17 protein-coding genes are annotated in these 19,538 nt (G+C 65.0%); 7 read left to right on the top strand and 10 right to left on the bottom strand.

The annotated features are described in order from the left end of the window. Nucleotides 1-149: 149 nt before the first annotated feature. On the top strand, nucleotides 150-1,736 hold the full coding sequence (locus AC1TPF_RS26460) for a Na+/H+ antiporter (RefSeq protein ID WP_482145776.1): 1,587 nt from the start codon (nucleotides 150-152) through the stop codon (nucleotides 1,734-1,736). Nucleotides 1,737-1,834: 98 nt separating this feature from the next. On the opposite strand, the gene glnA is transcribed toward AC1TPF_RS26460, so the two are convergent. Continuing rightward, nucleotides 1,835-3,268 (bottom strand): type I glutamate--ammonia ligase, encoded by a 1,434-nt coding sequence (gene glnA / locus AC1TPF_RS26455; protein ID WP_482142007.1) that lies wholly within the window; start codon nucleotides 3,266-3,268, stop codon nucleotides 1,835-1,837. 254 nt (nucleotides 3,269-3,522) lie between these two features. Here glnA and AC1TPF_RS26450 point away from each other — a divergent pair, with 254 nt between their 5' ends. Next, nucleotides 3,523-3,990 (top strand): RDD family protein, encoded by a 468-nt coding sequence (locus AC1TPF_RS26450; RefSeq protein WP_482142008.1) that lies wholly within the window; start codon nucleotides 3,523-3,525, stop codon nucleotides 3,988-3,990. A gap of 69 nt (nucleotides 3,991-4,059) precedes the next feature. On the opposite strand, the gene AC1TPF_RS26445 is transcribed toward AC1TPF_RS26450, so the two are convergent. The 6 genes from AC1TPF_RS26445 to AC1TPF_RS26420 all read right to left on the bottom strand — a co-directional run bounded on the left by AC1TPF_RS26445 (nucleotide 4,060) and on the right by AC1TPF_RS26420 (nucleotide 10,976). After that, nucleotides 4,060-4,800 carry a DUF4191 domain-containing protein gene (locus tag AC1TPF_RS26445; protein ID WP_482145775.1) on the bottom strand — a complete coding sequence of 247 codons (741 nt, stop codon included), beginning with the start codon at nucleotides 4,798-4,800 and terminating at the stop codon, nucleotides 4,060-4,062. 100 nt (nucleotides 4,801-4,900) lie between these two features. Continuing rightward, nucleotides 4,901-5,953 (bottom strand): lipoyl synthase, encoded by a 1,053-nt coding sequence (gene lipA / locus AC1TPF_RS26440; protein ID WP_482142010.1) that lies wholly within the window; start codon nucleotides 5,951-5,953, stop codon nucleotides 4,901-4,903. Beyond that, nucleotides 5,950-6,699, bottom strand: coding sequence for a lipoyl(octanoyl) transferase LipB (lipB, locus tag AC1TPF_RS26435; protein ID WP_482145774.1), 750 nt, complete (start codon nucleotides 6,697-6,699; stop codon nucleotides 5,950-5,952). Before lipB ends, lipA begins: the two co-directional genes overlap by 4 nt. Further along, complete coding sequence (locus AC1TPF_RS26430) at nucleotides 6,699-7,598, bottom strand: TIGR01777 family oxidoreductase (RefSeq protein ID WP_482142012.1); 900 nt, start codon at nucleotides 7,596-7,598, stop codon at nucleotides 6,699-6,701. The genes lipB and AC1TPF_RS26430 overlap by 1 nt, the downstream gene beginning before the upstream one ends. Before the next feature lie 7 nt (nucleotides 7,599-7,605). Then, nucleotides 7,606-9,327, bottom strand: a complete 1,722-nt coding sequence (gene sucB, locus AC1TPF_RS26425; RefSeq protein WP_482145828.1) for a 2-oxoglutarate dehydrogenase, E2 component, dihydrolipoamide succinyltransferase — start codon at nucleotides 9,325-9,327, stop codon at nucleotides 7,606-7,608. Between the two features lie 134 nt (nucleotides 9,328-9,461). Continuing rightward, nucleotides 9,462-10,976, bottom strand: coding sequence for a leucyl aminopeptidase (locus AC1TPF_RS26420; protein WP_482142013.1), 1,515 nt, complete (start codon nucleotides 10,974-10,976; stop codon nucleotides 9,462-9,464). A gap of 90 nt (nucleotides 10,977-11,066) precedes the next feature. Here AC1TPF_RS26420 and gcvT point away from each other — a divergent pair, with 90 nt between their 5' ends. Next, a complete protein-coding gene (gene gcvT, locus AC1TPF_RS26415; protein ID WP_482145773.1) occupies nucleotides 11,067-12,185 on the top strand; it encodes a glycine cleavage system aminomethyltransferase GcvT in 1,119 nt (372 codons plus the stop codon). Between the two features lie 113 nt (nucleotides 12,186-12,298). Beyond that, nucleotides 12,299-13,399 carry a branched-chain amino acid aminotransferase gene (locus AC1TPF_RS26410; RefSeq protein WP_482142015.1) on the top strand — a complete coding sequence of 367 codons (1,101 nt, stop codon included), beginning with the start codon at nucleotides 12,299-12,301 and terminating at the stop codon, nucleotides 13,397-13,399. A 36-nt stretch (nucleotides 13,400-13,435) separates the two neighbouring features. Here the strand turns inward: AC1TPF_RS26410 and AC1TPF_RS26405 are convergent, their stop codons facing one another. From AC1TPF_RS26405 to AC1TPF_RS26395, 3 genes are read right to left on the bottom strand one after another with little or no spacing between them, the layout of a single operon-like run. Further along, complete coding sequence (locus AC1TPF_RS26405) at nucleotides 13,436-14,200, bottom strand: adenosylcobinamide-GDP ribazoletransferase (protein ID WP_482145772.1); 765 nt, start codon at nucleotides 14,198-14,200, stop codon at nucleotides 13,436-13,438. Nucleotides 14,201-14,206: 6 nt separating this feature from the next. Further along, nucleotides 14,207-15,955 (bottom strand): nicotinate-nucleotide--dimethylbenzimidazole phosphoribosyltransferase, encoded by a 1,749-nt coding sequence (gene cobT, locus AC1TPF_RS26400; RefSeq protein WP_482145771.1) that lies wholly within the window; start codon nucleotides 15,953-15,955, stop codon nucleotides 14,207-14,209. Nucleotides 15,956-15,960: 5 nt separating this feature from the next. Beyond that, entirely contained in the window at nucleotides 15,961-16,635 is a 675-nt protein-coding gene (locus AC1TPF_RS26395; RefSeq protein ID WP_482142018.1) for a DUF3043 domain-containing protein, read from the bottom strand. 133 nt (nucleotides 16,636-16,768) lie between these two features. Between AC1TPF_RS26395 and AC1TPF_RS26390 the strand changes: the two genes are divergently transcribed. The 3 genes from AC1TPF_RS26390 to AC1TPF_RS26380 all read left to right on the top strand — a co-directional run bounded on the left by AC1TPF_RS26390 (nucleotide 16,769) and on the right by AC1TPF_RS26380 (nucleotide 19,476). Next, complete coding sequence (locus AC1TPF_RS26390) at nucleotides 16,769-17,824, top strand: glycerate kinase family protein (RefSeq protein ID WP_482142019.1); 1,056 nt, start codon at nucleotides 16,769-16,771, stop codon at nucleotides 17,822-17,824. Between the two features lie 137 nt (nucleotides 17,825-17,961). Continuing rightward, a complete protein-coding gene (locus AC1TPF_RS26385; protein WP_482142020.1) occupies nucleotides 17,962-18,336 on the top strand; it encodes a HesB/IscA family protein in 375 nt (124 codons plus the stop codon). 162 nt (nucleotides 18,337-18,498) lie between these two features. Then, nucleotides 18,499-19,476, top strand: a complete 978-nt coding sequence (locus AC1TPF_RS26380) for a carbohydrate kinase family protein (protein WP_482142021.1) — start codon at nucleotides 18,499-18,501, stop codon at nucleotides 19,474-19,476. Nucleotides 19,477-19,538: the final 62 nt, after the last annotated feature.

Raw genomic sequence — 19,538 nt, 5'->3', positions numbered from 1 at the left:
CCCTGCCGCGCCGGACATCGATCGGGTTGACTGGCGCCAGATCGACCTTGACCGCGGCGCACAGCATCGGACCAAGACTGACGTCGTCAACCGCGAGAGGGGAGAGCGGCAACATCGGCGGCGGTTTGAATTGAAAGTGTGGTGCTCAGATGGAATCGCTCGAGACGGTCGTCTTGATCGGAGCACTCCTGGTTGTGGGTGCGGCAATCGCTCCACGTCTGCGTATTCCGGTCCCGTTGGCATTACTTGTCCTGGGAGTCTTGGCGGGTTTCGTCCCGCAGGTACGCGAAATCCATCTCCCTTCTGAGGCGGTATTGGTTCTGTTCTTGCCCGCTCTGCTGTTCTGGGAGAGTCTGACCACGTCTTTGCGTGAGATTCGCAGAGATCTGCGGGGCATCCTGTTGCTGAGCACGCTGCTGGTGGTCGCGACCGCGTTCGGGGTCGCTGGTCTCGGGACGGCACTGGGAATGTCCTTTGGGGCCGCACTCATCTTGGGTGCTGCCCTTGCGCCGACGGACGCGACCGCCGTTGGGGCGATGGCACGATCGCTACCGCACCGGAACATGACATTGCTGCGTGCGGAGAGCTTGATCAATGACGGCACAGCGCTGGTGATGTACACGATCGCAGTCGGGGTGGCCGTCGGGGACCGCGTGTACACCGGCTGGTCGATCACTTGGCTGGTCGTCGTCGCCTACGTGGGTGGCGGCGTTCTGGGTCTCGCCATCGCGTGGCTGGGGACTCTGCTGTTGCGACAACTGGACGAGTCGCTGGTCATCAACACGACGTTGCTCGTGATTCCCTTCCTCGCCTTCATGTTGGCGGAATTGGTGGATGCGTCGGGTGTCGTGGCTGTGGTGGTGGCCGGCCTCTTCATCACCCAGTCCGGCCCGTGGGTGAGCACCCCGGTGTCTCGACAGCAGACGTACGGATTCTGGTCCCTGTCGACCTTCGTTCTCAATGGCGCACTGTTCGCGCTGATAGGGATCGAAGCGCAGTCGGCGGTCCGCGCGGTGGAAACCTCTCAGATCGCGCCGCTGATCCTTCTGACGATCGCGGCATGGGCATTACTGCTGATCATCCGGTTCCTGTTCCAAATGGGAGCGGTATATCTGATCCGCCTTGTCGACCGGCGTCCGGCACAGCGCGGCCGGCGCATGCCACATCGCGCGCGTGTTGTCAGCACGGTCGCCGGTTTTCGTGGCGCGGTGTCCCTTGCGGTCGCTCTCTCAGTGCCTGCCACGTTCACCAGCGGTGAGACGTTTTCGGGTCGGGATCAGATCATCTTCGTCGCAGCCGGCGTGGTGCTGCTCAGTCTGGTCGTGCAGGGTCTGATGCTTCCCGCCGTGCTGCGGTGGGCACATCTACCCGCCGACCATTCGGGCGAGGAGGAACTCGCAGCTGCGCAACGTGCGATGGCGCAGGAAGCCGTTGGCGTCGTGGAGAAGTTTGCGGACGACCTCGGTGTCAGCGAACCGGTGCGATCGAGAGTCTTGGAGGACTACCGCGAACATCTGGCCGTTCTCGACGCGGATCCCGACCGTGCTGAGGAACAGGAACTTCTCAAGCGCAGCCATGAGGACGTGCAATTGCGTTTGGCGATACTCGACCGGAAGCGAGAGGTGGCGATTGCGCTTCGCGATCGCGGTGAGATCAGCGGCACCACGCTTCTGACGATTCAGGCTCGGCTCGACCGGGAGGTGCTGCGGCTCACCCAACCAGAGGTCCTGGAGTAGTCCGGCGACCCGTGACTGGATCTGATGGACAAAACCCGGCCCGGCGATCTGCATTGCTGCAGAAGGCCGGGCCGGGTTCGTCAGATCAGAAGGTCAGATCACACGTCGTAGTAGAGCTCGAACTCGTACGGGTGCGGGCGGATCTGCACCGGCTCGATTTCTTGTTCGCGCTTGAAGCTGATCCAGGTCTCGATGAGGTCCTCGGTGAACACGCCACCTTCGGTGAGGTAATCGTGATCCTCTTCGAGGCGATCGATGACTGCGCCGAGTGAGGTCGGGGCCTGCGGGATGCCCTTGGCCTCCTCCGGCGGGAGCTCGTAGAGATCCTTGTCGACGGGCTCGTGCGGCTCGATCTTGTTCTTGATGCCGTCGAGGCCGGCCATCATCATGGCAGCGAACGCGAGGTACGGGTTGCCCGAGCTGTCGGGGCAACGGAACTCGAGGCGCTTGGCCTTCGGGTTGTTGCCCGTGATCGGGATGCGCACGCAAGCGGAGCGGTTGCGCTGGCTGTAGACCAGGTTGATCGGGGCCTCGTAGCCCGGGACCAGTCGCTTGTAAGAGTTCACCGTGGGGTTGGTGAACGCCAGCAGGGACGGAGCGTGGTGCAGGATGCCGCCGATGTAGTGGCGGGCCATGTCGGAAAGTCCCGCGTAGCCGGCCTCATCGTGGAAGAGCGGCTTGCCGTCTTTCCACAGCGACTGGTGGGCGTGCATGCCCGAACCGTTGTCGCCGAACAGGGGCTTCGGCATGAAGGTAACGGTCTTGCCGTTTTTCCATGCGGTGTTCTTCACGATGTACTTGAACAGCTGAACATCGTCAGCGGCCTTCAGCAGTTCGTCGAACTTGTAGTTGATTTCGGTCTGGCCACCGGTGCCGACCTCATGGTGCCCACGCTCGAGGATGAAACCGGCGTTGGTCAGGTTGGTCGAGATCTCATCACGCAGGTCGACGTAGTGGTCGTACGGTGCGACGGGGAAGTAGCCGCCTTTTTGGCGAACCTTGTAGCCGAGGTTCGGGGAGCCGTCCGGGTTCTGCTGCGAACCGGCGTTCCACCAACCCGACTCCGATTCCACGTTGTAGTGGGTGCCGTTGATCTCAGAGCTGAACGAGACCGAGTCGAAGATGTAGAACTCGGCCTCGGCGCCGAAGTAGCAGGTATCGGCGATGCCGGTGCTGAGCAGGTAATCCTGCGCCTTGCGGGCGACGTTGCGCGGGTCGCGGCTGTAGGACTCACGCGTGAACGGGTCGTGCACGAAGAAGGTCACGTTCATCGTCTTCGCCTTGCGGAAAGGATCGATGCGTGCGGTCGTCGGGTCGGGCAGCAACATCATGTCCGACTCGTCGATCGACTGGAAGCCGCGAACCGACGAACCGTCGAATGCCAGGCCGTCTTCGAAGACGCTTTCGTCGAAGGCTGTTGCCGGGATCGAGAAATGCTGCATCGTTCCGGGGAGATCGCAGAAGCGGATGTCGACGTATTCGACACCTTCAGCCTTGATGCCCTCGAGCAGTTCTTCTTTTGTGTTGTACACCTGCGGGTGACTCCTTCACTCGTGCCCAATTGCTGCCAGCACCATATTCATGGATGTTGCAAGGGCTGGCGATTGTCCCTGTCCACTGTAGAGCGGCGGATCATCAACGCTGACCGTATTGACGTCAGGTTGCTAGCCAGATACTTCGGTGTTTCGCCCGTGTTACGCGCGCCTTTCCAGCAGGAATCGGAGTGTGAGATGGGCCGCATAATGCTTGGTGGGACTGTTCTCGCAGCACATCTATGATTATGGCCATGGGACGTATTACCGGATCGTGGCTTTCTGGCCCGCAGGCAGCACTCGGAGACAATGTCGAAGTAGGTGCCTACCGCGGCGAAAAGCTCGGTTTGGCCGAGTCCGGTCCGAACTCGTTGGCATCTTCCTGGCATCGCTGCCTCGGGTTGCTCGCCGACTGGCTGATGTCCGGTGGCGTGACGCTGATCTTCGTCCGTGACCTGCAGTCGCCGATCCTGTCCAATGTGGTCTTGCTCGTCTGGTTCGTGGTCGGTGTCGGTTCGGTGACGGCCTTCGGGTTCACCCCGGGACAATTCCTCACCGGCATGCGGGTCGCTCGCGTCGACGGGGTAGAGCGAGTCGGTTTCGTCCGCGCATTCGTCCGGCAGATCCTGATCGTGTTCTTGGTCCCGCCGCTGATCAACGACCACGACGGCCGCGGCATGCACGACCGGGCGACCGGTACAGCGTTGATCCGTACTCGCTGAGCAGTTCAGCGCCAACAAAAAACCACCCGCGGAAGACGGGTGGTTTTTTTGTTGCGGCGTGGAGACCGATCAGCGACGGCGTGCGGTGCGCTGGATGCTGCGCATCTTGGCGCCCGCCGGCATCGGGCCCTTGGGCATGCCCGGACCGGGCTGTTTGCCGCCGAGCGCGGCGAGCCGTGACTCCAGCGCGTCGATACGGTTCTTGTCAATGTTCTTCGGAAGTTTGTTCAGGTGCTTTTCGAGGTTCTTGAGCGGAACCTGACCCTCTTCGTTGCCGACGGTGATGTCGTAGATCGGGGTGTCGCCGACGATGCGGGCGACCCGCTTCTTCTCCTGGGCCAGCAGCGGCTTGGTGCGGCTCTGCGACCCTTCGGCGACGAGGATCACACCCGGCCTGCCGATCACGCGATGGATGGCGTCGAGCTGAGCGGTACCGGTGACGGCCTGCTTGACCCGCCACTGGCCACGCATGTTGTCCAACGCCCAGGCCGCGGCACCGGCCTGACCGTCCGCCTTGCGGAAGACCGTCTTCTGAACGCGGCGTCCGAAGATGATGAACGCGAGCAGCACGCCGAGCACGATGCCCATCGGGAGGACGAAGATCAGGCCGCCGACAAAGATTCCGACGAGAACTGCAATCACCGTCGCGCCGACGATGGTGCCGATCATCAGTGGCAACAGCAGCTTGTCTTCTTTGCGCTGCATCTGGAACGCCTGCCACAGTTGCTTGCGGCGGGCTCGCGACGCTTCCCTACGGGCAGCCTTCGCGGCCGCCTTTGCTTCTTTTGTCGCCTTTGTTGCCTTCGCCATGCCCATCAGGATACTGGCCCGCAGTAGACATCCGCCAAACCCGGTACCCCCGCCCTCCGATGATCCGGAAATCTGGTCGGCAGGCGGCGCCGATCAGGGCTCAGCGGGCGAGGCGGGCCATCAGCGAAGAGGCTTCCTGGCTGGCACTTCCGCCGTCGGTCAGATGGGACATCGCCTCGGGGAGTTCCCGTCCGTGATGCTTCATCGCCTGCGCGTACAAGCGGCCGGCCCGATACGACGAGCGAACCAGTGGTCCGGCCATGACACCGGCGTAACCGAGGTCTTCTGCGAACTTCGAATGCTCGACGAACTCTTCGGGCTTGACCCATCGGTCCACCGGATGATGCCGCGGTGAGGGGCGCAGGTACTGGGTGATGGTGAGGATGTCGCAGCCGGCCTCGTGCAGGTCGACCATCGCCTCGCGGACCTCTTCGGGTGTCTCGCCCATGCCCAGGATCAGGTTCGACTTGGTCACCAAGCCGTAGTCGCGTGCTGCGGTGATGACGTCCATGCTGCGCTGGTAACGGAATGCCGGGCGGATCCGCTTGAAGATGCGCGGCACGGTTTCGACGTTGTGCGCCAACACCTCTGGGCGTGAGGCGAAGACCTCGGCCAGCTGGTCGGGGTCGGCGTTGAAGTCGGGGATGAGCAGTTCGACACCGGTGGTCGGGTTGAGCTGCTTGATGTACCGGACCGTTTCGGCGTAGAGCCAGGCGCCGCCGTCGGCGAGGTCGTCGCGGGCCACACCGGTCACGGTTGAATACCGCAGACCCATCGTCGCCACACTCTCGGCGACCCGGCGGGGTTCGTCGCGGTCGAGGTCATCGGGCTTGCCGGTGTCGATCTGGCAGAAGTCGCAGCGCCGGGTGCACTGCTCGCCACCGATCAGGAAGGTTGCCTCGCGGTCTTCCCAGCACTCGTAGATGTTGGGGCAGCCGGCTTCTTCGCAGACCGTGTGCAGGCCTTCGCTCTTGACCAGGGCCTTGAGTTCGGTGAACTCCGGACCCATCGTGGCGCGGGTCTTGATCCACGACGGCTTGCGCTCGATCGGTGTCTCGGAGTTGCGGGCCTCGAGGCGCAGAAGTTTGCGCCCGTTCGGGCCAACTGATGCCGATGCGCTCGATTTGGCTGGTTTGTCGTGCGAAACAGTCACTGGAGAGATCCTACGTGGGTTCGATTGTCACGCTCGGTGACCTTGGTTGATGCAGTGTGTGAGCTGACCGGCAACGTCCCGTCGAGGGCGTTGGCGATCGCCGCGGCGAGCAGGGGACGAACCTCGTCGACCGTGATCGTGCGACCGAGTTCGTCGGTGAGTGAACCAGCTCCGGCGTCGGGGATGCCGCAGGGGATGATCGAGCCGAAGGCAAGCAGGTCGGGGTCGCAGTTCACGGCGATGCCGTGCAAAGCCACCGCCCGTGCCACCCGGATGCCGATCGCGCCGATCTTGCGGTCGGGGCGAGGACGACACTCTACGTGTTCCGGCTGATCGACCGCCCAGACACCAGAGCGACCGTCGACCCGGAACGTCGGCAGACCCAGGGTCTGGCAGACATGGATCATCGCTTCTTCCAGTCGCCGGACGTAATCGACGACGTCGACCGGACTGGCCAAGGCGACGATCGGGTAGGCGACCAGCTGACCGGGTCCGTGCCAGGTGATCTTCCCGCCGCGGTCGACGTCGATCACGGGGGAGCCATCGGTGGGACGGTCGGCATCCTCGGTACGCCTGCCCGCGGTGTAGACCGACGGGTGTTCGAGCAGCAGTAGGACGTCGTGGTCGAGGACACCGTCGGCACGTTCATTCGCGAGTCGATGTTGCAGGTCGAAGGTCTCCTGGTAGTCGACCCGGCCCAGCCAGCGGACCTCGAGAGGTGCAGCGGATAGACGAGCGCTGGGCATCAGGCGCCCTTGCCGACCGCGTACGCGAGCGCGGAATCGATGGTGGGATGGCGGAATTCGAAGCCGTGTTCGGTCAGCACCTTCGGTACAACGTTCTGACCATGCAACAACATTTCCTCGGCCATCTCACCTGCGGCTTTCGACAACACGAACGCCGGTACCGCAAACGGTGTGGGGCGGTGCAACGCACGTCCCAACGCCTTGGTGAACTCGGCGTTCGTGACCGACAGGGGTGCGCACATGTTGACCGGACCGGCAATCGGCCGCGTCAACACGAACTCCAGGACCCGCACGGTGTCGACAAGGCTGATCCACGGCATGTATTGCTGACCGTTGCCCAACCGGCCACCGAGTCCGAGACTGAACAACCGCCGCAGTTTGCCGAGCATGCCACCGGACGGAGACATCACCGGCGCAGTGCGGATCAGTGCCACCGTGGTCTGGGATCCGGACGACTGCGCGAGGAGAGCCGCGGCTTCCCAGTCGGTGGTCAGATCTGCCAGGAACCCGGTGCCTGCGGGATCGTCCTCGGTGACCACCCGTGGACCGGTGTCGCCGTAGAAACCGGTTGCGCTGGAACTCACAAATAGGGGCACACCGGCGATCCGGATTGCTTCGGCGAGCACCTGTGTCGGGATGATCCGGCTGTCTCGGAGCTGCTGCTTGACGTGTCCGGACCACCGGCTGTCGGCGATACCGCGACCGCAGAGATTCACCACCGCGTCGACCCCCGCCAACGTGGCGGGATCGATGCCGAATGAATCAGGCTCCCATTGGATTTGATCCGGGGCAGTGGCGGGACGGCGAACCAGGCGGACGACCTGATGGCCGGCCCCGGTGAGACTGTCCACCAGGGCCGAGCCGATCAGGCCAGAAGATCCCGCTATGGCGATCCGCATGGACTTCCTACAGTCCTAGATCCGCCTCGAAAGCAGCCTCTTCGAGGCGATGCTTCACGGTGCTCAGGAAGCGGCCGGCGTCGGCGCCGTCGATGAGGCGGTGATCGTAGGTGAGCGGCAGGAACGACATCGACCGCACTGCGATCGATTCCGAACCGTCGGCACCGGTCATGACCACCGGGCGCTTGACGATGGCACCGGTACCGAGCATGGCCGCCTGCGGCGGAACCAGGATCGGGGTGTCGAATAGCGCACCCTGGCTACCGATGTTGGTGATGGTGAAGGTACCACCGGTCAGATCGTCGAGCTTGAGGTTGTTGCTCCGTGCCCGTGCCGCGATATCTGCGATGGCCCGCGCCAGGCCGGCGATCGACAGATCGTCGGCGTTGTGGATGACGGGGGAGAGCAGGCCCTGCTCGGTGTCGACCGCGATGCCGAGGTGGACCTTGGAGTAGTACGTGATCTCCTTGGCCTCTTCGTTGATCGAGGCGTTGACGTTCGGATGCGCCTTGAGCGCCTCCACCACTGCCTTGGCAATGAACGGCAGGTAGGTCAGGTTGACACCTTCGCTGGCCTTGAAGCCTGCCTTCGCGGCGGCCCGCAGGGTGGCGATCTTCGTCATGTCGACCTCGAAGACCTGGGTGAGCTGTGCGCTCTCCTGCAGGGATTCGCGGGTCTTCTTGGCGGTGATCTGACGGATCCGGTTGATCTTCTGCGTGGTGCCGACCAGCTTGGCCAACTCCGGGCTCGGTGCGGCCGGAGCTGACTTCTCCGGGGCCGACTTCGCCTGTGCTGCAGCCGGTTCCGGGGTTGCCGGGGCGGCCGGTGCCTTGGCGGCCTCGGCAGCGGCCAACACATCCTGCTTGCGGATGCGGCCACCGACGCCGGTGCCCTTGATGGCGCTCAGGTCGACATTGTTCTCGGCCGCGAGCTTGCGGACGAGCGGGGTCACATACGGTGTCGACTCCTGCTCGGCTGCCGGCTTGGGCTCTTCCTTCGGCTCCGGCTTCTTTTCTGCAACCGGCTCCGGCTTTGCCTGCGCCTTCGGCTGGGGCTCTTCCTTCGGCTCAGGTGCGGCCTCGGGCTCCGGCTCGGGTTCGGACGGTGCCACGGTCGGCTTCGACTCGGCAGAGCCGACCACGGCCAGGCGGCCGCCGACCTCGACGACGTCGTCCTCGGAGGCGATGATCTCGAGCAGTGTGCCGGCGACGGGCGACGGGATCTCGGTGTCGACCTTGTCGGTGGAGACCTCGAGCAGTGGCTCGTCGGCCGCGACAGAGTCTCCGACCTCCTTGAGCCAACGGGTGACGGTGCCCTCGGTCACGGACTCGCCCAGTTCGGGCATCGTGATGTCGGTACCTTCGGCGGATCCGGCTGCCGGTGCCGACGCGGCCGGGGTTGCCGGCGCCTCGGACTCGGGCTCGGGCTCCGGTTCGGCTTCTGGCTCGGGTGTGGATTCCTGCGCAGGAGTGCTGTCACCGGCGGACTCGCCTGCGTCGCCGATCTGGGCGAGCTCGCCACCGACCTCGACGACATCATCTTCTTGCGCGACGATCTTGATCAGGACGCCGGACGCCGGTGCGGGGATCTCGGTGTCGACCTTGTCGGTCGACACCTCCAGCAACGGTTCGTCGGCCTCGACCGTGTCACCCTCCTGCTTGAGCCACCTGGTGACGGTGCCTTCGGTGACGCTTTCACCCAGGGCTGGCATTTGGACGGAGAAGGCCATCGTTGTCGACTCCTTGATTTCGAGAACCGGTGTGCGGTCTACGGTCTGGGCCTTACCACCAGTGTTGGTGGCAGGCATGGAGGTGGTGATCCGCCGGATGAGGCGAACCGCCGTTCTAAACCCTACCTTTTGCCTCATCCTTCGGCAGCGATGTCCTCCAGTACGGCGAAGATGGTCCGCACTGGCACCCCGGTTCCACCCTTGCCGGTGTAGCCCCACGGGCCGCCGGTGTTGAAAGCCGGACCGGCGATGTCGATGTGCACCCACTGCACATCCTTCGCCACGAACTCGCGCAGGTAGATACCCGCCGAGAGCATTCCGCCCCAGCGGTGGTTGGTGACGTTGGCCAGGTCGGCGACGCGTGAATCGAGATCGGGGCGTAGCTCTTCCGGAAATGGCATCGGCCAACCCGATTCGCCCTCGGCTTGCGAGATCGATGCGACCCGGTCGCGGAACTCGTCGGTGCCCATCACGCCAGGGGTGCGGGTGCCCAGGGCAACCATCTGGGCGCCGGTGAGGGTGGCGGTGTCGATCAGGTAGTCGGGCTCGTCCTCGCAGGCGCGCACGATGGCGTCGGCAAGGATCAGCCGGCCCTCGGCGTCGGTGTTGATGACCTCGACGGTCTTGCCGCCGTACTGGGTCAGGACGTCACCGGGACGCTGCGCGGTGCTCGAGGGCATGTTCTCGGCCATCGGAACCGTGGCGATGACGTTGACCCCGACATTGAGCTCGGCAGCCAGGATCACGGTGGCGATCACGGCGGCGGCGCCACCCATGTCGGAGGTCATGTTCTCCATGCCCGCGGCCGGCTTGATCGAGATGCCGCCGGTGTCGAAGGTGATGCCCTTGCCGACGAGGGCAACGGTCTTGGCCTTCTTGCCTGCGGTGTGGCTCAGCCGGACCAGGCGAGGCGGACGTGAGCTGCCCTTGCCGACGCCGATGATGCCGCCGTAGCCGGCCTTGTCCAGGGCGGACTCGTCGAGGATCTCTACCTTGAGTCCGGCCGCGGAGCCGAGGGCCTTGGCGCGGTCGGCGAACTCTTCGGGGAACAGGTGACTCGGCGGTGTGTTCACGAAGTCGCGCGCGATGGCAACTGAGCGGGCGATGGCCGCGGCGCGATCCAATTCCGCCTCGGTGCTCTTGTCGGCGGCAGGTACCAGCAGGCGGACCGCTGCCAGGGGTGCCTTTTCGGGCGGTGTCGAGCGGAACTCGTCGAACCGGTAGGCGCCGAGGAAGAAGCCTTCCGCGGTGGCTGCGAGGTCGGCGGCCGGAAGACTGGTCACCGCGGTGCCCACACCCTGCAGGCTGCGGGCGGCCACACCGGCCTGACGGCGAATGTGTTCGGCATCATCGAGCTTGTCGGGCGCGCCGAGTCCGACGGCAAGCACCGATGTCACTCCCAGGCCTGCGGGCGCGGGGAGCTTGGTCAGCTCGCCTGCCGAACCTTTCGCGCCGAGCGCGGCGAGCGCATCGTCGATTGTGGAGGCGGTGGCGTCGTCGAGGAGTCCTTCACCGATGACAAGACTCGGTGCGCCACCCTCTTCGTCTGCGGTGGTCAGTCCGATGACCAGGACATCGTCGTCCTTGCTGATCCCGGTGGCCAGTGACAGTTGCGGACCCAGCTGACGTTTTGCGCTTGACTTGCTCACACTTCACTCCCACTCGTAGCCGTACCTTGCTCTCGACCAAGCTTAGTGGTCGTACCCGACTCGCTCTCGCGACGCGATAGCGTTGGGCGCATGAGCGAAGGTGAATTGCTGGCAGGCCCCATCGAGGAACTGCATCGCGGACTCGGCGCGAGTTTTGCCGAGTTCGGTGGCTGGAACATGCCGGTGTCCTATGCGGGCACTGTTGCCGAACACACCGCGGTCCGCGAGACGGTGGGCATCTTCGATGTGAGTCACCTGGGCAAGGCCTCGGTCACCGGGCCGGGTGCGGCGGAGTTCGTCAACCGTTGCCTGACCAACGACTTGAACAAGATCCACCCGGGCAAAGCGCAGTACACGTTGTGCGCCAACGACTCCGGCGGTGTGATCGATGACCTCATCGCTTACTGGGTCTCTGACGAGGACGTGTTCCTCGTTCCCAACGCCGCCAACACTGCCGCCGTGGTGGCGGCCCTGCAGGCAGTGGTTCCCGACGGCGTCGAGGTGGTCGACCGGCATCGCGACTTCGGGGTCTTCGCGGTCCAGGGACCACAGTCGTCGGCGGTGCTGTCGGGGCTGGGACTGCCAACGGATATGGAGTACATGTCCTTTGTCGACACCGAAATGGTTGTGGGACAGCAGCGTTACCCGGTCCGCGTCTGTCGGACCGGCTACACCGGCGAGATCGGCTACGAGTTGCTGCCTGCGTGGGACGACAGCGAACCGGTCTTCACGGCGTTGTCGGCCGCGGTCATCGCCGCCGGGGGAGCACCGGCCGGACTCGGTGCGCGCGACACGTTGCGCACCGAGATGGGCTATCCGCTGCACGGACACGAGCTGTCCGTCGACATCAGTCCGGTTCAAGCCCGGTGCAGTTGGGCCGTCGGCTGGAACAAGCCGGAGTTCTTCGGTCGCGATGCCCTGCTGGCCGAGAAAGAGGCCGGTCCGGTCCGTCGTCTCTGGGGCCTGCGGGCGACCGGGCGGGGGGTGCCGCGCGCAGACCTCGCCGTCCTCGACGGGCCCGGCGGAACGCAGATCGGTACCACCACATCCGGGACCTTCTCGCCGACCCTGAAGGTGGGAATCGCGTTGGCACTCATCGATTCGTCCGCGGGCATCGCCAAAGGTGACACCGTGGTGGTCGACGTCCGCGGCCGGGCTCTCGAATGCGAGGTCGTCCTGCCGCCGTTTGTGTCGGCAGGCACCAGCTAGCGCCGCGGTCGCCGTTGGCCGGAATTGTCCGGTCCGACGACGTCGGGCAACGCCGAGACGATCGGAGTCCCACCGGGGAAAATCGGCGGGGGGTCAGGCGATACGATCGACGCATGACTTTGGAGTTCGCCCGGACCGAACACCCGCAGCCGTTGTCGGCGCAGCGCCGCGCGGAAATCCTGGCTGCACCGGGATTCGGCAAGTACTTCACCGATCACATGGTGACCATCGACCACAGCACCGAACAGGGCTGGCACGATGCGAAGGTACTGCCCTACGGGCCGATCCAGCTCGATCCGTCGTCGATGGTCTTGCACTACGCGCAGGAGATCTTCGAAGGTCTCAAGGCCTACCGTCAGGCCGACGGCAGCATCTCGTCGTTCCGTCCCGAAGCCAACGCCCTGCGTATGCAGCGGTCGGCGCGGCGCCTGGCGATGCCGGAACTGCCGGTCGAGGACTTCATGGACTCGCTGCGCGCGCTCGTGGACGTCGACAACCTCTGGGTGCCGGAGGCCGGTGGGGAAGCGGCGCTCTACCTGCGTCCCTTCATGATTGCCACCGAGGCCGGCCTCGGTGTGCGGCCGGCGAACGAGTACCGCTACCTGCTCATCGCCTCACCTGCCGGCGCGTACTTCACACGTGGTGTGCAGCCGGTGAGTGTGTGGCTCTCGACCGAATTCGTGCGCGCTTCGCCCGGCGGTACCGGTGCGGCCAAGTTCGGTGGCAACTACGCCGCCTCGCTGCTCGCGCAGGCCCAGGCCGCCGAACAGGGCTGCGATCAGGTGGTCTGGCTCGACGCCATCGAACGCCGGTTCGTCGAGGAGATGGGTGGCATGAACCTGTTCTTCGTCTTCGGCTCCGGCGCCGATGCCAAACTCGTCACCCCGGAACTGTCCGGGTCGCTGCTGCCGGGCATCACCCGTGAATCACTGTTGCAGCTGGCGGCGGACGCCGGCTTCGACGTTGTCGAACGCAAGATCAGCGTCGAAGAGCTGCGCAAGGGCGTCGCCTCGGGTGAGATCACCGAGGTCTTTGCCTGCGGCACCGCCGCCGTCATCACTCCGGTGGGTCACGTCAAGGGTGACGTCGACGACTACACCATCGGCGATGGTCAGCCCGGCGAGGTCACGATGGCGTTGCGCGACACGCTCACCGGCATCCAGCGCGGCACCTTCGCCGACATCCACGGGTGGATGGCCAAGCTCCACGGCTGAGAGTTCGGTCGGCTGAGTTCTCCGGGGAGCCGCGGCTCAGGTGACCAGTAGCCCGCAGATGGCGATCAGCGTGCTCAATTCGATGAGTGCGCCGAGTACGTCGCCGTTGATGCCGTCGAAGCGGCGGGCGCAGTGAAAGCTGAACCACCAGGCGAATACGACAACCGCCATCGCGCTGAACACACCCGGAAGAGGTAGTTCGGTGTCGACGGCATAGCCGACGGCGATCGCTCCGAGCGCCCAGAACACGATGGTCAGCCGTTGTGTTCCTGCCGTCAGTGCGCCGAACTTGGATTCGTTGGTGGCGGACAGATTCACCCGGCAGCCGATGACCGGGGCCACCCGGCTGACGAAAAGTACAAAAACGATTGCGGCCCAATCATTCTGCTGAATCAGGGCGCCATAGCCGGCCGCCTGCGCGCCCAGTACGACTACCAGTGTGGCCGCGCCAAAGGGCCCGGCACTGCCACTGTGCATCACCTTGTGCACGCGTTCGGGCGACCCGAAGCAACCCAATCCGTCTGCGGTGTCCGACAATCCGTCGAGGTGCATGCCGCGGGTGAGCATTGCGATCGCACCGACGACGAGCAGGCCCGCGAGCAGCGGTGGCAGGTCGGTCGCGCCGAGGCCGAGTGCGATTGCCGCGGTGACGACTCCGAGGACTGCGCCCACGAGCGGCGTCGAACCGATGACAGCGCCACCCAATGCGCGGTCGAAAGGACCCTTCGGGGTGGGGACCGGCAGGATCGTCAACCACGACAGCGCGGTCTGCGGACCCCGAAATGCGGCTCGTAGGTTCATCGGTGGTCAGGACGCCGCGTCGGGCGCACCACTGACCTGAGCCTCGGCGAACGTGGCCATCGATGCGAGCGTGTTGACGGCCGCCTGCACCAGGGGGAGGGCGGTGAGGGCACCGCTGCCTTCACCGAGACGCATCGACAACTCGAGAAGCGGTTCGAGATCGAGGTGCCGCAACGCGATCTGGTGAGCGGGCTCGGCCGACCGATGTCCGGCCACCCACCACTCCCGGGCGCCGGGCGCCAGATCGTTGGCAACCAGCGCGGCCGCGGTGACCACCAGGCCGTCGAGGATGACCGGCGTCTTGCGCAATGCGGCCTGCGCGAGGAATCCCGCCATCGCAGCGATCTCCGCACCGGAGACGGTTCGCAAGAGCTCGAGTGGGATCCGCGCGTGTGGCCGACCTCGTCGCATGCCGTCCCGCACGGCCGCCGTCTTGCGGATCCAGCCGTTGTCGTCGATGCCGGTGCCGCGTCCGACAACCACGACCGGTTCGGAATCGGTGAGCAGGCCGACCAGGACCGTGGCCGGGGTGGTGTTCCCGATCCCCATCTCTCCGGCGATGAGAAGATCTGCGCCGGAATCGATCTCCTGATCCGCGATGGCGCGTCCCGCCGCGATTGCGGCGCGTGTCTGTTCGGTGGTCAGAGCATCTTCACGCGTCAGATCGCCGCTGCTGCGGCGGACCTTGAAGCGACTGATCTCGTCCGGTGTCTGCGCATTCACAGCCAGATCCTCGACCCGGACCCGCGCACCGTTCTGCCGTGCCAGCACGTTGACCGCAGCTCCACCGGCACAGATGTTTGCGACCATTTGTGCGGTGACCTCAGGCGGATACGCCGAGACACCGCTCTGGGCGACACCGTGGTCGCCGGCAAAGACCACCACGCTGGGTTCGTTGATCGGACGAGGAGGGCAGATGCCCTGGCAAGACGCCACCCAGATGCCGACTTCTTCGAGACGCCCGAGCGATCCGGCCGGTTTCGTCAGTGTGCCTTGACGTTCACGCGCGGCGATCGCAGCATTGCGGTCGGGCGCTGCGACGAAGTCGAACTGTTCCGGTTTCTCGAACTCGGTCAACGGTGCCGGATCGGCAACCGCGGTCGGCTCGTCCAGCGTGGCCGGATCGTCGACCGTGGCGGGGACCGGTACCGGGTCGGGTGAGGGAAGCGGCGCCAGGACCGATGCTGCAAGTGGGGATGAAACCGACTCCGGGGCAGCGACATCGCCTGCCGCGCCACCGCGCAGTTCGAGGGTCTGGCCGGCAACGACCAGCACAACCCGGTCGCAGACCGCGGCAATTGCCGCGTTGACGATGCCCAACTGATCTTGGAAGAGTCGCCCGGCCGGAACCGGTGCCACCAGCGAGAGGCCGACCTCTGGACTGATGATCACCAGATCGCCGGTGTATTCGGCAACTGCCGTGGACAATTCGATCGCCGTGGCCGACAGGTCGAAGGCATCGTCCTCCCAGCCACCGACCGAGTCGATGTACCGGCTCAGCCAGCCGCCGAGATCGTCGACGAGGGTCGGTGTCTGCGCATCGCGGCGCAATTCGCCTGCCACGTCGCCGGATTCGACCGTGGTCCACCCGCTGGGACGGCGGGTGCGGTGGGCTCCGATCCGGCTTTCCCACTGTGGGTCGCCGGTTGCCGGATCGGCGGCCGTCGCCAAGTATCTGACACCGTCGCGGGGCAGCAGGCTCTCACCGAAAGCTGATTTGCCCGAGCGTATTCCACCAAGAACCAGGGTTCGCATACCGATCAGACCGCGTCGCCCGGCTTGACCACGGGCCGCGGTGCGCGCATGAACCGCATCTGCATCGCGCGGCTGAATCCGTACCAGGCGAGTTTGAACCCGCCGTCGGTGGTGTTCGGGAAGCGTTCACGCACGCGGTTGTTGATGATCCGTCCGAGCATCACGCCGTCGATCACCAGGAAGATGACGAAGACGAGCATGAACAGCGTGGCGTAGACCGCGAGGGCCGGCACGAACATCACGAGGATCAGCAGGATCGCGAACGGCATGAACAGCCCGGCGAAGTTGCGCCGTGAATCGACGATGTTGCGGGCGTATCGACGGACCTCACCCTTGTCACGGGGCATCAGGTAACGCTCGTCACCGTCCATCATCTTCTCGCGCTGGTCGGTGCGAGCCTTACGACGCGCATCGGACTGCGAGCGCTTCTCTTCTTTGGTCAGGCTGACCGTCGAACCCTTGAGTTCTTTCTTGCGAGCCCGGGCCTCGGAGCGGGTCGTCGGGGCCGGCGCAACCGGACCACGTCGCTTGCCCTCGGCGTCGCGGCGCTTGGGGGTGGGGCGGCCCTTGCCCTCGGTGTATCTGCGATCGGCCGCAGCTTCTTCTGCCGTCTGCTCGACGGTCGACGTCGTATTGGCCGCGACCTCGGCGTCGTCGTCTTTTTTCCAGGGCAATTTCACCTCTCCAGATTATCCCGACGGCGCGTGCAGCGGCTGCCGGGTCTGGCCACTGCGTGGATCGAGCAGGCGGTGGCGCTCTGCGGGTGTGTTTCTGCACACTGCCGCGCGGCGGTCGCCTTCCTATACTTCGTCCATGAAAGCTCTGATCGCCCCGGATTCGTTTGGTGACACCCTGACCGCTGTCGCCGCCGCGGAGACGATCGCCGCGGGATGGGCTCTGTCCAGGCCGGACGACGAATTGATCCTCGCGCCACAGTCCGATGGCGGGCCCGGATTCGTGTCGGTGCTGGCCAGTCGGTTCGGTGAGGTCCGGGAAGAAACCGTCGCCGGACCTCTGGGTGCACTCGTTTCGGCGCAGTGGCTGTTGCATCGTGAGAAAGAGCACGTGACCGCTTATATCGAATGCGCACAGGCCTGCGGTCTGCATCAGCTGGGTGGCGGGCCGTCGCCTCGCACCGCGGTCGCCGCAGATACATATGGAGTGGGCCGGCTCGTGTCGGCCGCGGTTGCGGCAGGCGCCGACACGATCGTGGTCGGACTGGGTGGTAGCGGCAGCACCGACGGCGGCAAGGGCCTGATCGATGCGCTCGGTGGGTTGGAAGAGGCGTCGCGACTGCTACGGCCGATCACCCTGGTGGCGGCCTCCGACGTGGAGAATCCGCTGCTCGGTCCGGACGGTGCGGCCGCGATATTCGGTCCGCAGAAGGGCGCTGACCCGGACACCGTCGCAGCGCTCGAGGCGCGCATGACCGAATGGGCGGGCAGGCTCGGTGCCTTCGCCGGCCGCGACATCAGCCCGTTGGCCGGTGCCGGCGCTGCCGGGGGTCTGGGGGCAGCGCTGCTCGCACTCGGTGGAACCCGGATCTCGGGTGCGACGGTGATCGCGGACGCGACCGGACAGGCCGACCTGATCGCCACGGTCGACCTGGTCATCACAGGGGAGGGAAAATGCGATGAACAGACCCTCAAAGGCAAGGTCGTCGCGGCCCTGACGGGTGCGGCCCGCGAGCATGACATTCCGACGATCGTGCTGGCCGGCCAACTGGCGCTGACCCCGGCTCAGATCGCCGAGGCCGGTATCGCGCGAGGTCATGCCATCGTCGAGGTCGCGGGCTCGGTGCAGCGGGCCATGGACGACGCGCAGAACCAGCTGACCGAACTCGCTCGTCGAGTTGCCGACTCGTGGTGAGCATCGCTGCAGCGCACCTGGTGTGATAGGCAGGAATAGACCGGGCAGGAGTACGGTTGTAGCCGACGGAAGTTCGCATCCGAAACCCGGACCACTGTGGGTTCGCAGGCCGACGCCCCGCACACTGAGGAGATTTCATGACCGCATCGAACGAGACTGCTGTGCAGACCGAGACCGAGGCACCCGCGCACGGTGTGATTATGACCGAAGCTGCGTCGTCCAAGGCGAAGGCCTTGCGTGAGCAAGAAGGTCGCGAAGAGCTGATGCTGCGCATCGCCGTCCAGCCCGGTGGCTGCGCCGGCCTGCGCTACCAGCTGTACTTCGACGACCGCAACCTCGACGGAGACCTCGTCGTCGAGTTCGACGGTGTCGGACTGGCCGTCGACCGCATGAGTGCCCCGTACGTGATGGGTGCCAGCATCGACTTCGTCGACACGATCGAGAAGCAGGGTTTCACCATCGACAACCCGAATGCAACGGGCAGCTGTGCCTGTGGCGATTCGTTCAACTGACGCCTGACCTCTCACCAGGCTGCTTGATCCATACACACAATTTGGCCGCATCCGAGCTCAGCTCGGGTGCGGCCTTTTTGTTGTCTCCGGGTCCTGCCTGCGTTCACCTGATGAGCAGGTAGCGTTAGGCCATTATTCAGTGAGGAAGAAAGGCACCCCTTCGTGGCCATTGCCATTTGTGGATCGATCGCTACCGACCATCTGATGCGCTTTCAGGGCAAGTTCTCTGAACAGCTCCTGCCAGAACACCTCAGTCATATTTCGCTGAGTTTCCTCGTGGAGGAGTTGGTGATCCGGCGCGGTGGTGTTGCCGGGAACATCGCCTACGCGATGGGGGTCCTCGGTGGTTCGCCGCTGTTGGTCGGGTCGGTCGGTAGCGACTTCGACGACTATCGGAAGTGGCTGGAGGGCAACGGAGTCGACACGCGTGGTGTCCGGGTGTCGAAGACCGCGCACACTGCTCGCTTCATGTGCACCACAGACGACGAGATGGCGCAGCTGGCAAGCTTTTACGCCGGTGCGATGAGTGAGTCGCGCGAAATCTCGCTGACCACACTGGCATCCGATTTCGGTACACCGGAGCTGGTGTTGATCGGTGCCGACGACCCCGAGGGCATGATCGTCCACAGCCGGCAATGCCGCGAACTCGGCATCCCGTTTGCCGCCGATCCCTCGCAGCAGCTCGCCCGGCTCGACGGCGAGCAGGTTCGCGAGCTGATCGAAGGCGCCACGTATCTGTTCACCAATGAATACGAGTGGGGTCTGCTCCGGCAGAAGTCGGGTCTGAGTGAGGCCCAGGTCGCCGAAATGGTCGGCGTCCGGGTCACCACACTTGGTGGTGGGGGAGCGGAGATCGTCGACGCCGACGGCTCGCGCGTCCACGTTCCGGTTGTCCCGGAGACCGCCAAGGTTGATCCGACCGGCGTCGGTGATGCGTTCCGCGCCGGATTCCTGGTCGGCAACGCGGCCGGCCTGAGCCACGAGCGCAGCGCGCAGCTGGGATCAATGGTCGCCGTGTTGGTCCTCGAGACCGTTGGCACCCAGGAATGGGTGTGGGACCGCAAGAGCGCGCTCGAGCGTCTGTCCGGTGCCTACGGCGCCGAGGCTTCTGCCGAGATCGGCGCGATCCTTCCCGCCTGATCACCGCCAGTCAACAAACACCCCAGACAAACAAATCCGCCCGCCCCTTCTGCAGGGGTGGG

The organism is Williamsia sp. Y853 (assembly GCF_056786495.1).
This window is presented reverse-complemented; position numbering and strand designations above follow the sequence as displayed.

Coding starts and splice junctions, on each gene's coding strand:
- AC1TPF_RS26460 (WP_482145776.1), top strand. CDS start 150: ATGGAATCGCTCGAGACGGTCGTCTTGATCGGAGCACTCCTGGTTGTG.
- AC1TPF_RS26450 (WP_482142008.1), top strand. CDS start 3,523: ATGGGACGTATTACCGGATCGTGGCTTTCTGGCCCGCAGGCAGCACTC.
- AC1TPF_RS26445 (WP_482145775.1), bottom strand. CDS start 4,800: ATGGCGAAGGCAACAAAGGCGACAAAAGAAGCAAAGGCGGCCGCGAAG.
- lipB (WP_482145774.1), bottom strand. CDS start 6,699: ATGCCCAGCGCTCGTCTATCCGCTGCACCTCTCGAGGTCCGCTGGCTG.
- AC1TPF_RS26430 (WP_482142012.1), bottom strand. CDS start 7,598: ATGCGGATCGCCATAGCGGGATCTTCTGGCCTGATCGGCTCGGCCCTG.
- sucB (WP_482145828.1), bottom strand. CDS start 9,327: ATGGCCTTCTCCGTCCAAATGCCAGCCCTGGGTGAAAGCGTCACCGAA.
- gcvT (WP_482145773.1), top strand. CDS start 11,067: ATGAGCGAAGGTGAATTGCTGGCAGGCCCCATCGAGGAACTGCATCGC.
- AC1TPF_RS26410 (WP_482142015.1), top strand. CDS start 12,299: ATGACTTTGGAGTTCGCCCGGACCGAACACCCGCAGCCGTTGTCGGCG.
- AC1TPF_RS26405 (WP_482145772.1), bottom strand. CDS start 14,200: ATGAACCTACGAGCCGCATTTCGGGGTCCGCAGACCGCGCTGTCGTGG.
- cobT (WP_482145771.1), bottom strand. CDS start 15,955: ATGCGAACCCTGGTTCTTGGTGGAATACGCTCGGGCAAATCAGCTTTC.
- AC1TPF_RS26390 (WP_482142019.1), top strand. CDS start 16,769: ATGAAAGCTCTGATCGCCCCGGATTCGTTTGGTGACACCCTGACCGCT.
- AC1TPF_RS26385 (WP_482142020.1), top strand. CDS start 17,962: ATGACCGCATCGAACGAGACTGCTGTGCAGACCGAGACCGAGGCACCC.